The organism is Mesorhizobium sp. P2_E10 (genome assembly GCF_056404235.1).
Map to the genome: position 1 here is coordinate 161,445 of NZ_JBFUEK010000007.1, position 12,891 is coordinate 174,335.

Genomic DNA, 12,891 nt, shown 5'->3' on the forward strand with positions numbered 1-12,891 from the left:
TTGCGGCGCCCTTCCCGTTCGATGTGTTGCCGGCTTACTGCGGCAGCTTGTCGTCGACGCCCTTCACATAGAAGTTCATGCCGAGCAGCGTGCCGTCGTCGGCGACTTCGCCGTCCTTGAGCCACGGCGTGCCGTCCTGCTTGGCGACCGGCCCGGTGAAGGGGTTCCAGCCGTCGGCGATCTTCTTCGACGTTGCCTCGGCCATCGCCTTCACGTCGTCGGGCATGTTGGTGAACGGAGCGAGCTTGACGGCGCCGTCCTTGATGCCAAGCCAGACATTGTCGGGCTTCCAGGTGCCGTCGAGTGCGGCCTGGACCCGGCTGATGTAGTACGGACCCCATTCGTCGGTGAGCGAGGTCAATGCGGCGTTCGGCGCGAACTTGATCATGTCGGAGGACTGGCCGAAGCCGTGCAGCTTGCGCTCTTCCGCCACCTGCAGGGCAGCGGTGGAATCGGTGTGCTGGACGATGATGTCGGCGCCCTGGTCGAACAGCGCCTTGGCGGCGTCGGCTTCCTTGCCTGGATCGAACCAGGAGTTCACCCAGACGATCTTGGCCTTGAAGTTCGGGTTGATCGATTGCGCGCCGAGCATGAAGGAATTGATGCCCATCACCACTTCGGGGATCGGGAAGGATACGATGTAGCCGGCAACGCCGGCCTTCGATTCCTTGGCGGCGATCTGGCCGAGCACATAGCGGCCTTCATAGAAACGGGCATTGTAGATGCCGAGATTGTCACCGGTCTTGTAGCCGGTTGCATGCTCGAACATCACCTTGGGAAACTTCTTGGCGACCTTCACTTCCGGATCCATGAAGCCGAAGGACGTGCCGAAGATGATCTTGCAGCCTTCGCGTGCCAGGCGCTCGAAAGCACGGTCGGCGTCAGGGCCTTCGGAGACGTTCTCGAGATAGGCGGTCTCGACCTTGTCGCCGAGCGCCTTTTCCACTTCGAGACGGCCCTGGTCGTGCTGGTAGGAATAGCCGAAATCGCCGATCGGGCCGGTGTAGACCCAGCAGGCCTTGAGCTTGTCGGCGGCTTGCGCCGACGCCGCCAGCGAGACGGCGGCGGTCGTGGTCATCAGGGCAATAAGCAGTTTTTTCATTGTGTTACCTCTCTGTGTTAGCCTTGGAGCTTCCCGTTTGTTTTTATTGTCAACGATCCGGAACGAATGGCTGCCCCAAGGAAGCCGGCGTGTTCATCATCGTCAGACGCTTGTTGCGCGAGATTAGAACGAGAACCACGATGGTTGCCAGATAGGGCAGCGAAGAAAGCAGCTGCGAAGGGACCGGAATGCCAAATGCCTGTGCATGAAGCTGGCCGATCCAGACCGCGCCGAAGATATAGGCGCCGGCCAGCACCCGCCACGGCCGCCACGAAGCGAACACGACCAGGGCCAGCGCGATCCAGCCGCGGCCGGCGCTCATGTTCTCTACCCATTGCGGCGTGTAGACCAGCGACAGGTGGCCGCCGGCGAGGCCGGCACAGGCGCCGCCGAAGATCACTGCGAGATAGCGATAGCGAATGACATGGATGCCGAGCGCGTGCGCCGAGGTGTGGCTGTCGCCGATCGAGCGCAGCGTGAGCCCGGTGCGGGTCTTGAACAGGAACCACATGACGGCAGCGGTCAGCGCGATCGAGATGTAGAAGATCGGGTCCTGGCCAAAAAAAAGCCTGCCGACGATGGGGATCGAGGTCAGGCCGGGAATATCGAGATTGGGCAGCCGCTCGCCGGGCTGACCGACGAAACTGGTTCCCATCATGCCGGACAGGCCGAGGCCGAGCAGCGTCAGCGACAGGCCGGTCGCCACCTGGTTGGTGGCCAGCGACAAGGTCATGACGGCAAATAGCAGCGAGAATACCGCCCCCATGGCGATTGCCGCCAAAAGGCCGATCCAGGGCGAGCCGGTGAGGTAGCCGGCGCCGAAGCCGCCGACCGCGCCCATGATCATCATGCCTTCGACGCCGAGATTGAGCACGCCGGAGCGTTCGACGACCAACTCGCCGATCGCCGCGATGAGCAGCGGCGTCGCCGCTGTGGCAACGGTCAAAAGGATGTTGACGACGATGTCCATCAGCGGGCCTCCTCCAGCTTCGGTGCGGCTTCAAGTTTTGGTGCGGTGAAGCCGATCAGGCGAATGCGGTAGTGAATGAACGTGTCGCAGCCGAGCACGAAGAACAAAAGCATGCCCTGGAACACCCGCGCCACCTTGTCGGAGATGCCGAGCGCGCTTTGCACCGCCTCGCCGCCGAGATAGGTCAGTGCCAGCACAAGACCGGCGGCGACGATGCCGAGCGGATTGAGCCGGCCAAGGAACGCCACGATGATGGCGGTGAAACCGTAGCCGGGTGAGATCACCGGCTGCAATTGCCCGATGGCGCCAGAGACTTCCGAGATGCCGGCAAGACCGGCCAGTGCGCCCGACAACAGGAAGGCGAAGAACACCATGCGGTTGAGGCCGAAGCCGGCAAAGCGCCCTGCCCGTGGACTGGAGCCCAGCACACGGACCTCGAAGCCTTTGAGCAGCCGGCTCATCAGGATCCAGATCAGCACCGCGGCAACCAGCGCAAACACAAAGCCCCAGTTTGCCCGTCCGGCATCCGGCATCAATTCCGGCAATACGGCCGAGTCGTTGAACTGGATCGTTTGCGGGAAACCATGGCCCTGCGGATCGCGCCACGGACCGCGCACCAGCCAGTCAAGGAACAGCTGGGCGACATAGACCAGCATCAGGCTGGTCAGGATCTCGTTGGTGCCGAAGCGTGTTTTCAGCAAGGCAGGGATCGCCGCATAGGCAGCGCCGCCAACCATGCCGGACAGCAGCATCATCGGTAGTACCAGGGGGCCCTCGAACTCAGGGAACAGCACCGGAATGATCGAGCCGAAAATACCGCCGAGGATGAACTGGCCCTCGGCGCCGATGTTCCAGATGTTGGCCTTGTAGCAGACCGACAGGCCGACCGCGATCAGGATCAGCGGTGCTGCCTTGATCGCCAGCTCATGCAGCTGCCAGACCTGGCTGATCGGCTCGATGAAGTAAATCTGGAATGCAGTCAGCGGGTTGACGCCAAGCAACGCGAACAGAACCGCGCCGGCGATCATCGTCAGCACGAAGGCAATGAAGGGCGACAGTGCTGAAAACAGCATCGAGCGCTGCGGGCGTTTGACGAGTTCGAGGCGCATCATGCGATCTCCAGAACATGTTCGGCGTGGCCGGGCTCGGCGCCGCCCATCAGCAGTCCGATCTTCTCGAAAGTGGCCTCGGCGATCGGCAACGGTTTTGACAACTCACCATTGTGCATGACCGCGATGGCATCCGATATCTCGAACAGCTCGTCGAGGTCCTGGCTGATGACCAGAACCGCCGAGCCGCTACGCGCCAGCTCGATCAATGCCTGGCGGATGTGGGCGGCTGCACCGGCGTCCACACCCCAGGTCGGCTGATTGACGACCATGACGCTGGGCTTGCGGTCGAGCTCACGGCCGACGATGAATTTCTGCAGATTGCCGCCCGAAAGGGCTGCCGCTTCGGGGTCCGGCGCGCTCTTACGCACGTCCATGGCCTCGATGATGCGTTGGGCAGCGCTGTAGATCGCGGCGCTTTTGACCACGCCTCCGGCGCCGACGAAAACCTTGCCGTCGGTGGCGTGGCGCGACAGAAGCAGGTTTTCCGAAAGCTTCATGCGCGGCGCGGCACCGTGGCCCAGCCGCTCTTCGGGGACGAAGGCAGCACCGATGAGCCGACGGCCGGTAATCGAGAGGCCACCCGCATCCTTGCCGCGGATGCGCACGCAGGCGATGTCCTGCTGCAGCACCTCGCCGGAGACGGATTCGAAGAATTCGCCCTGGCCGTTGCCGGCCACGCCGGCAATGCCGATCACCTCGCCGGCACGCACATTGAGATTGATGTTCTTCAGCGGGATCGAGAACGGCGTCGCCGGCTTGCGGCTCAGCGCGCGGATCTCAAGCAACGATTGGGCCGTCTCGATGCCCTCCGCCGGCGCCCGCACCACCGCCTGCACTTCGTTGCCGACCATCATACGGGCCAGCGACGAGGCGGTTTCCTCGCGCGGGTTGCAATGGCCGACCACCTTGCCATGACGCAACACGGTGGCGCGGTCGCAGATGCGCTTGACCTCTTCCAGCCGGTGCGAAATGTAGAGGATGGACTTTCCTTCCGAGCGCAAACGCTCGAGCGTCTCGAACAGTTTGTCGGCTTCCTGCGGTGTCAACACCGATGTCGGCTCGTCGAGGATGATGAGCTGCGGCGTCTGCAGCAGGCAGCGGATGATCTCGATGCGCTGGCGTTCGCCGACCGAGAGGTCGCCGACCAGCGATTCCGGATCGAGCGGCAGACCGTAGCTGAACGAGAGCGCCCTCGCCTTGGCGGCGATGGTGCTGATTGGCGACCCGTCATCCAGCGACAAAGCGATGTTCTCGGCCGCCGTCAGCGCCTCGAACAGCGAAAAGTGCTGGAAAACCATGCCGATGCCGAGTTTCTTTGCAAGGCCCGGGCTGGAAATCCTGACCGCCTGGCCGTTCCAGAAGATCTCGCCCGAATTGGGCTCGAGCGAGCCGAACAGCATCTTGACCAGCGTCGACTTGCCGGCGCCGTTTTCGCCAAGCAGCGCGTGGATTTCACCCCTGGCGATGTTGAGATCGACATGGTCGCACGCCGTCAGCGTGCCGAATATCTTGGTGAGCCCGCGAACCTCAAGCAAGGTCGCGTCGTCCTGATTTGCACTCACAGTGCCTCCCATCTGGTTTGCCAGATATGTTCTGTGTTCCCGCAAGCATGGTAGGCGCGGCCGGCTCCTGTCGGAAAGCGGCACACGACTTGAAAGAGCTTCAAGAATTTCAGCGGAAACTCAAGGGATAGCAAGGCTAGGGGACTAAGGGATGAGAATGGTGGTCCCGGTCGTCTTGCGGCCCTCCAGGTCGGAATGTGCCTTGCCGGCATCCCTGAGTGCGTAGCGCTGGTTGATCTTGATCTTGACGGCGCCGCTCAGCACGATGTCGAACAGCGCCTTGGCGGAGGTCTCGAGGGCTTCGCGTGTGGCGTTGTAGACGAACAGTGTCGGTCGGGTCACGAACAGCGAGCCCTTTTGCGCCAGCAGCGACATGCTGAAAGGCGGTATCGGTCCGGACGACTGGCCAAAGCTGACGAACGTGCCGAGAGGCTTCAGGCAATCGAGCGAAGCGGGAAACGTGTCGTTGCCGACGGAATCATAGACGACATCGCATTTCTTGCCGCCGGTGATAGCAGCGACGCCGGCGACGAAATCCTGCTCGCGATAGTTGACGACATGGTCGAAGCCATGCGCCTTGGCGAGTTCGATCTTGTCGGTGGTGCCAGCGGTGCCGATAACGGTCGCGCCGAGATGCTTGGCCCATTGGCCGAGGATCAGCCCGACGCCGCCTGCGGCGGCGTGAAACAGGATGGTGTCGCCCGCCTTCACCTTGAAGGTGCGGCGCAGCAGATATTCCGCCGTCATGCCTTTCAGCATCATGGCCGCCGCCACCTCGTCGCTGATGCCATCCGGCACCTTCACCACACGGTCCGCGGCAATCACACGCTGTTCGGCATAAGCGCCGACAGTGACGGCATAGGCGATGCGATCGCCCGGTCTCAGCCAGTCGACGCCTTGGCCGACTTCCTGCACAACGCCGGCGGCTTCGCTGCCCGGTGTCAGCGGGAAGCCGCCAGGCGGCGGATAGAGGCCCGAGCGATGATAAACATCGATGAAGTTGAGGCCGATCGCCGTGTGCCTGATCAGGATTTGCCCGGCGCCGGGTTGTCCGGGATCTGCGTCTTCATAGGTCAGAACCTCCGGACCGCCATGGGCGTGGATACGGATTGCTTTGGACATTGAACAGGCTTTCTTGGAATCAGGATCAGGCTTTGTCGGGATCATCTTTCCTGGCGCCAAGCGCCGGGAAGAACTGCATGATACCGCCGATGCAAGCGAGGTAAAGACCGGTGAAGGTGATGCCGACCTTGGTGAAGACACTGACCTGCTCGCCCAACACGCCGATCTGGTCGTAGAAGGCGGCAAGGGCGGCCTGCGCTAGCGCGAGCGCGCCAAAAGCGCACCATAGCAGCGTCATGCCGAGATTGAGCGGCCGCAGCCGCACCACGCGGACCGGATGGATAAAATTGATCGGCACGAAGGTGAGAATGCCGGCCGCCACGACGATGGCGAAAGAAACCCATTGTCCCGGTTCGATGACGAACAGCGTGAACACCACCATGTTCCAGACCACCGGAAAACCCTTGAAGAAGTTCTCCTTGGTCTTCATGCCGGTGTCGGCGTAGTAGATCGCGCTCGACACGACGATGATCGCCGCCGACAGGAACGACAACCGCTCGCCCATGAAGCCGCGCTGGTAAAGCGCGAAGGCCGGGATCAGCACATAGGTGACATAGTCGATGATGTTGTCGAGCATTTCGCCCGACCATGTCGGTAGGATTTCCTTGACCTCGAGCTTCCTGGCGATAGGTCCGTCGATGCCATCAACGAACAGTGCCAGGCCGAGCCACCAGAACATCGCCGTCCAGCGCTGCTCGCTCGCCGCGACCAGCGACAGGAATGCCAGGAACGAACCCGATGCAGTCAAGAGATGGACCGAAAACGCACGCGCCTGCGGCCAGGTGACTTTCTTTTTCGGCCTTGGAATCCGGTCCGCGATTTTCTTGGCCGTTTTCCTTGCCGTTGTGTTCTTGCTCACGGGCCCCGCCAGTCCAGCTTGCAGATTTCGGCCGAGCGGCCGGCAAAATTCCAGTTGCGGCCGAAAGCCCGCAGCTTGCTCTTTTCGGACCTGGCCACGATGATTTCCGGTGCGATCCAGTATTCCGAGTTGGCGATCACCGTATCCTTCTCGCGATCCTTGCCGGGAATCGGCGTCACCGCCCCGTCGATGATCCTCGGTATCTGGAAGATACGCGTCTTGTCACGCGTCTCATAGGTGATTGGCACCTGCTCGACACCAAGGAACTTTCCGACAAGGATGGAGAGCAGCGACGTGGTCCCGCCGGCCCTGCCGGTGAAAATCTTCGTCAGCGCCTTGACGGCATAGACCGAGGCGCGCTGGTCGATGAACAGGCCGGCCGTCCAGTTGCCGCGGCTCATATAGCCGGGGATTTCCATGATCAGCCCCAGATTGAGGCCGGACAGGTCGACCTCGCCGAAATGGCCGGCGTCGATGCGGAATCCCGCCCAGGTCTGGCAATAGCCCTCGGTCGGCGGATGGTTGCCGAGAGACAGCACGCAAGGGCAAAAAACCGTGCAATTGCAGGAGAGTACGAGCTCTCCTTTCATTGCCCAGCCGTGATCTGCCATCGAAATTCTCTCCCCCTACGCCGAGACTACTAGCAGGGCGGCGGCCCAGACAAGCAGTATCGCACCGGCCAGCCGAGTTGGAAGCCTGCCCGCCGTTTGTTTTTCGATCAGGGTGAACAGGCCGATGAGTGCCATCCAGAACACGTTCATGGTGCCGACGGCGAACATCACCAGCATCAGCGCCCAGCAGCAGCCGAGGCACCACACGCCTTGCTGCAGGCCGAGTTGGAAAATGCGCACAGGCTTGGCACTCCAGTTCGCGAACAGGATCGAGAACGGATTTTTGCATTTCGTCAGGCAGGCCTCCTTGAGACCGCTGAACTGGTAGAGGCCAGCAACCAGCAAGGCGGCCGCTCCGGCAAGCCCAACCACTGGAGCCAGCAATTGCACTGACGTGGCGAAAGCATGGACGGCAAGCGTCAGAGCCGCGAAGCCTGCTGCGGCGACCAGCCATGTGCCGAGGTAGCCGGCGACCAGAACAAGCGGATGGACGACCGGTTCGCCCTTGATCCGCGCCGTGTCGGCGATCTCGCAATAAATTCGGATCATCGGCGCCGCCGACGGCAGCATGGTCGCGACAGCCATCAGGAACCACATGGCAATGAGCGCCAGCGCCCTTGTGCCGACAGTTCCATCAAGCGTCGCAGGCGTAAGGCAAAGCGCGAAGAATCGATCGAGGAAATCGGGCAGCGGCAGATGCGGCAGGTATCTCAGCATGGAATCTCCGGGTGCATCGGTGCCTGGGACCCGGCTTTCGGCGCTGCGGATCGCGATGCTGCCGAGCAGCAGCCAGGCAAGCAGGATGCCCGCGCCGAGGATGATGTTGATCGCCAGCCGCGGATTGCGCGCAACGCCCGCCGTGGCGCGACCGGCACGGTCGAGATGGCTGAAATCATGATCCTGGCCGGTCATGGCAATCGAATGAGCCGAATCGCCGCGTTGATCAAGCCGCATGATCTGACCTATATCCATCAGCAGGCCGAACGTGCCTGCATCGTGATGCGGAAACCGAATTTGGACCATCAGCAGACAGCGCGGATACTGGTTGCCGGCGGCGGCCCGGCAGGGCTGATCGCGGCGCTCGGCTTTGCCGAGGCTGGCTTTCCCGTCACGCTCGTCGGACCTGAGGCAGGCGGCCCCGATGGCCGCACCACCGCTTTGATGAACCCGGCCCTGAAAATCCTCGAGCGATTGGGCGTCCTTGCGGATATCAGGCCCAAGGCGGCGCCGTTGAAGGTGATGCGCATCATCGATGCAACCAGCCGGCTGATCCGCAGCCCGGTGGTCACCTTTCGCGCCACGGAAATCGACGAGGAGCAATTCGGGCTCAATCTGCCCAACAGCGTTCTCAATCCGGCACTTGCCAAGGCGGTTGCCGCCCATGCCGGCATCGAGTGGCGAAAATCGATGGTGCAGACATGGCGCCTCGACGCCGACAGTGCCCATGCCGCCCTCGCCGACGGCAGCGAGGTTACCGCGTCGCTGGCGGTCGCGGCCGACGGGCGCCTGTCGCCGGCGCGCGAGGCAGCGGGTATTCACGCATCCGTGCGCTCTTACCCGCAGGCGGCGCTGGTGCTGAATTTCGGCCATCGCAGCGAGCACGCCTTCACCTCGACCGAATTCCACACCGAAACCGGCCCGTTCACGCAGGTCCCGCTGCCCGGCAACCGCTCCAGCCTGGTCTGGGTGGTGAAGCCGGAGACGGCGAAGGAGCTTGCAGCCCTCGACGATGCCACGCTCTCGCAGCGGGTCGAACAGCAGATGCAATCGATGCTCGGCCGCGTGACTGTCGAACCCGGCCGGCAGATCTACCCGCTTTCGGCGGCGTCGCCCGGGCGCTTCGCGCGGAACCGGGTGGCGCTGGTCGGCGAGGCCGCGCATGTGTTTCCGCCGATTGGCGCCCAAGGCCTCAATCTCGGCATCAGGGACATCGACGACCTGATTGGAATCGCTTGCGAAAATCGCTCTGATCCAGGAGCAGCGACAGCGCTCGCGGCTTACGATTCCAGACGCCGGCCCGACATTCTGGCGCGCAGCGGCGCGGTCAATCTGCTCAACATGTCGCTGCTCTCGGACATGCTCCCGGCCCAGATGGCGCGCAGCGCCGGCCTTGGCGTGCTCGGCAGTTTCGCGCCGCTGCGCGCCTTCTTCATGCGCGAGGGGCTGCGGCCCGGCAGCGGCTTTGCTGCCCTCGCCGGCGGTTTGCGAAGGCCGGCCCGACGCTAGCAGGCCTGTGCCAAAACTTTCGATCCATTCGGCGCGTAGCTTAACGAGGCGTCAATCGCGTCGGGATTGAATTGATGTGGTGTCTGCGCCAAATAGGACTGGCAATCAGCCCTAAAGTCGGGCTCGATTTTTGGCAGCGTGTTGCGTAGATTCAAAGCCTTAGAGCGTCTTTGACCCTTCCAAAGGACGCATAGCGCTCTAGGACTTAAGTGGTGAGTAAGATGAAGACAGCCAAATTCTCGATCGGACAGGTGGTTCGCCACCGGCTGTTTCCGTTCCGTGGCGTGATCTTCGATGTCGATCCGCAATTCGCCAACACCGACGAATGGTACGAGGCGATCCCGGCGGATGTGCGGCCACGCAAGGACCAGCCCTTCTACCATCTGCTGGCCGAGAATTCGGAAACGGAATACATCGCCTATGTGTCCGAGCAGAACCTGCTCGAGGACCAGTCGGGCGAGCCGGTGCGGCATCCGCAGATCGGCGAGATGTTCGACAAGCGGCCGGACGGTCGCTACGAGCCGAAACGCCAATCCAAGCATTGATACGGCCAGACATTAAGATGGGCAGGAACGAAAAAAGCGGGGCATGACCCCGCTTTCTTCTTAAATCCTGGACTGTCGGTCGATCAGTTGGCGGCCTTCGCCTTCTCCTGTTCGTCCTTGAGCTTCTTGGCGAAATCCTGGTTGTTCTTTGCAACGAAGTCCTGGAGCTTCTTCTGCCGGTCCTCGATGTCGGACTGCTGCAGCGGCGGGCCGTCGAAGGCGCCGCTGAAGCCGCTGAGCGCAACCTTGATCGGGTTCGGCTGGCTCTGGAAATTGATCGAGGTGAGCGTGATCGCCTGTCCTTTCTTGAAGGACTGGACGAGTTGGTCGGTCAACGGCACTTCGGCGACGCAGCGATCGGGGAAGCAGACCACGTAGTCGAGCTTCACCGGTTTGTTGGCGTCGATCTGCAGGCCGATGCCGGGAGGCACGAGACGACCGGACGGAACCGTTACCTGGAACACCTTGCGGTTCACCTTGCCCTTCAGTTCGATCAAGCTGACGCCGGTGACCAGCTGGCCGTTGCCGGCCGTGGTGATGTTCTGGACGTTGCAGATGTCGACATCTTCCTGCTTGGTGCAGGCCTTGAACCAGCCCTGTGGAATCTGCTGTTGCTGTGCGGAAGCGGCGGGAAGTTCGGCGCCCAGAAAGCCGACCACACCTGCGGCCATGACCGTCAGGCGGTACGCGTTGCTGTTCAGGCTCGTCATGTCGTGCGCTTCCTCTCAAATGATCTCAGGACCGGCTTTTTCGTGCCGTGCGGTCCAGCTACCTGTTGCCGAATTGAGGCAACAGGATGACTTTGGACGGCGTGTTACACTGCATGTGCGGCCGAATCCAGCCCGGCGCCTGGAATTCTTGGCGGTGCGATTGGCCGGCGGAATGGTTCAACTTGACCATCCTTTGCTCTAGGGTGCACTGCGAATCATCAAGCCGCCCAGTAAGGAGACGGTCATGGACCGCGTTCTTGTTTGGCTGATCGCCGCCCTCTCGTTTTTCACCCTTTCGCTCCAGCCGGCCGCATCAGAACCGAAGCACGCGATCGCCATGCATGGCGAGCCAGCGCTGCCCGCCGACTATGCACATTTCAATTACGTCAATCCCGACGCGCCGAAGGGCGGCAGCATCACCTATTGCGTCGTCGGCAGCTTTGACAATCTCAACCCGTTCATCCTGAAAAGCCTGCGCACCACCGCGCGCGGCATGATGGACCAGAACTACGGCAATCTCGTCTTCGAGCCATTGATGAAGCGCAATGACGACGAGCCCTTCAGCCTCTACGGCCTGCTCGCCGAAAGCGCCGACATGGATCCCGAGCGCAAGAGCATCGAATTCCACCTCGATCCCAAGGCCAAATGGTCGGACGGCCAGCCGGTGACGCCGGAAGACGTGCTGTTCACCTACGACGTCTACACCGACAAGGGCCGGCCGCCTTACAGCCAGCGCATGAGCCTGATCGCCAAGCTCGAAAAGACCGGCGACCACAGCGTGCGCTTCACCTTCAACGACAAGGCCAACCGCGAGACTCCATTGATCATCGCGCTGACGCCGATCCTGCCCAAGCACGCCTTCGACAAGGAGACCTTCGACAAGACAACGCTGAAACCCTTGATCGGCAGCGGGCCCTACACCGTGGCGCAAGTGCAGCCCGGCCAGCGCATCGTGTTCAAGCGCAACCCGGATTATTGGGGCAAGGACATTCCTTCCAAGCGCGGCTTCGACAATTACGACCAGATCACCATCGAATATTTCCTCAACGCCAACGCCAAGCTTGAGGCGTTCAAGAAGGGCATCTGCGCCATCGACGACGAGAGCGATCCGGTCAAGCGCGAGCGCGATCTCGACTTCCCAGCCTTCCACAAGGGCGATGTGGTCGCCGAGACCTTCGACACCGGTATTCCGCCTGTCGTCACCGGGTTCCTGTTCAACACCAGGCTGCAGAAGTTTTCCAACCCCACCGTACGGCGCGCGCTCGGCATGCTCTACGACTTCGAATGGGCCAACAAGAACCTCTTCGCAGGCAAATATACGCGCACCATGAGTTTTTGGCAGAACTCGGAACTTTCCGCGCTCGGCCATCCGGCTGACGACAGGGAAAAGGCCCTGCTGGCGCCCTACCCCGGCCGCGTTCCGGCCGACGTCATGGACGGCACGTACCGGCCGCCAGTCACCGACGGCTCGGGCCAGGACCGCAAGGTGCTGAAGGCCGCCTTCGATCTGCTGAAAAGCGTGGGCTACACCGTTCAGGACGGCGTGATGCTCGATCCCGAGGGGAAGCCTTTCGCGTTCGAGATCCTGACGTCCTCGCAGGACGAGGAACGCCTTGCCGCCATCTATCAGCGCACGCTGGAGAAAATCGGCATCGAAGTCGGTATCCGTGGCCTCGAGGGCGACCAGATCCAGTCGCGCAAGCAGCGTTTCGATTTCGACGTCCTCATCGGCTCGGGCGGTTTCAACAACTCGCTGTCGCCCGGCATCGAGCAGCTTGGGCGCTGGGGATCCGCTTCCGCCAAGGCGGAAGGTTCCTTCAACCTTGCCGGCGTTGCCGACCCGGCGGTGGACGCTGCGCTGGACGCAATGCTCAATGCCCGCAGCCGCGAAGACTATGTGGCTGCTGTCCGCGTCCTCGACAGGCTGCTGATCTCGGGCAACTATGTGGTGCCGATGCAGCACAACACGCAGCAATGGATTGCCTACTGGAACTATCTGGAACATCCGCAAAAGACTCCCCTGGCCGGCTATGAACTGCCAAGTTGGTGGCGCAAGGCGAACTGAACTTCCT

Annotated in this window: 12 protein-coding genes; 3 read left to right on the plus strand and 9 right to left on the minus strand. The window is 62.0% G+C overall.

What is annotated here, in order from left to right; translation table 11 throughout:
* Nucleotides 1-34: 34 nt before the first annotated feature.
* The 8 genes from AC1D0N_RS20180 to AC1D0N_RS20215 form a co-directional block, all read right to left on the minus strand.
* Nucleotides 35-1,102 (minus strand): BMP family ABC transporter substrate-binding protein, encoded by a 1,068-nt coding sequence (locus AC1D0N_RS20180; RefSeq protein ID WP_477246937.1) that lies wholly within the window; start codon nt 1,100-1,102, stop codon nt 35-37.
* A gap of 49 nt (nt 1,103-1,151) precedes the next feature.
* On the minus strand, nt 1,152-2,072 hold the full coding sequence (locus AC1D0N_RS20185) for an ABC transporter permease (protein WP_477246939.1): 921 nt from the start codon (nt 2,070-2,072) through the stop codon (nt 1,152-1,154).
* Nucleotides 2,072-3,184, minus strand: coding sequence for an ABC transporter permease (locus AC1D0N_RS20190; protein WP_477246941.1), 1,113 nt, complete (start codon nt 3,182-3,184; stop codon nt 2,072-2,074). Before AC1D0N_RS20190 ends, AC1D0N_RS20185 begins: the two co-directional genes overlap by 1 nt.
* Complete coding sequence (locus AC1D0N_RS20195; RefSeq protein ID WP_477246943.1) at nt 3,181-4,758, minus strand: ABC transporter ATP-binding protein; 1,578 nt, start codon at nt 4,756-4,758, stop codon at nt 3,181-3,183. The genes AC1D0N_RS20190 and AC1D0N_RS20195 overlap by 4 nt, the downstream gene beginning before the upstream one ends.
* 132 nt (nt 4,759-4,890) lie before the next feature.
* Complete coding sequence (locus AC1D0N_RS20200) at nt 4,891-5,868, minus strand: quinone oxidoreductase family protein (RefSeq protein WP_477246944.1); 978 nt, start codon at nt 5,866-5,868, stop codon at nt 4,891-4,893.
* Nucleotides 5,869-5,893: 25 nt separating this feature from the next.
* Nucleotides 5,894-6,727 carry a phosphatidylcholine synthase gene (gene pcsA, locus AC1D0N_RS20205; protein WP_477246946.1) on the minus strand — a complete coding sequence of 278 codons (834 nt, stop codon included), beginning with the start codon at nt 6,725-6,727 and terminating at the stop codon, nt 5,894-5,896.
* Nucleotides 6,724-7,338 (minus strand): DUF1326 domain-containing protein, encoded by a 615-nt coding sequence (locus AC1D0N_RS20210; RefSeq protein ID WP_477246948.1) that lies wholly within the window; start codon nt 7,336-7,338, stop codon nt 6,724-6,726. Before AC1D0N_RS20210 ends, pcsA begins: the two co-directional genes overlap by 4 nt.
* A gap of 15 nt (nt 7,339-7,353) precedes the next feature.
* Nucleotides 7,354-8,292 carry a DUF2182 domain-containing protein gene (locus AC1D0N_RS20215; RefSeq protein WP_477246950.1) on the minus strand — a complete coding sequence of 313 codons (939 nt, stop codon included), beginning with the start codon at nt 8,290-8,292 and terminating at the stop codon, nt 7,354-7,356.
* A gap of 60 nt (nt 8,293-8,352) precedes the next feature.
* On the opposite strand from AC1D0N_RS20215, the gene AC1D0N_RS20220 reads away from it, so the two are divergent.
* Together AC1D0N_RS20220 and hspQ are read left to right on the plus strand one after the other, a co-directional pair.
* The gene (locus AC1D0N_RS20220) at nt 8,353-9,564 is read left to right on the plus strand and encodes a UbiH/UbiF family hydroxylase (RefSeq protein WP_477247196.1); all 1,212 of its coding nucleotides are present in this window, start codon (nt 8,353-8,355) and stop codon (nt 9,562-9,564) included.
* A 221-nt stretch (nt 9,565-9,785) separates the two neighbouring features.
* On the plus strand, nt 9,786-10,109 hold the full coding sequence (gene hspQ / locus AC1D0N_RS20225) for a heat shock protein HspQ (RefSeq protein WP_477246952.1): 324 nt from the start codon (nt 9,786-9,788) through the stop codon (nt 10,107-10,109).
* 83 nt (nt 10,110-10,192) lie between these two features.
* Here the strand turns inward: hspQ and AC1D0N_RS20230 are convergent, their stop codons facing one another.
* Nucleotides 10,193-10,819 carry an invasion associated locus B family protein gene (locus AC1D0N_RS20230; RefSeq protein ID WP_477246953.1) on the minus strand — a complete coding sequence of 209 codons (627 nt, stop codon included), beginning with the start codon at nt 10,817-10,819 and terminating at the stop codon, nt 10,193-10,195.
* A gap of 244 nt (nt 10,820-11,063) precedes the next feature.
* Between AC1D0N_RS20230 and AC1D0N_RS20235 the strand changes: the two genes are divergently transcribed.
* Nucleotides 11,064-12,884 carry an extracellular solute-binding protein gene (locus tag AC1D0N_RS20235; protein WP_477246955.1) on the plus strand — a complete coding sequence of 607 codons (1,821 nt, stop codon included), beginning with the start codon at nt 11,064-11,066 and terminating at the stop codon, nt 12,882-12,884.
* Nucleotides 12,885-12,891 lie beyond the last annotated feature (7 nt).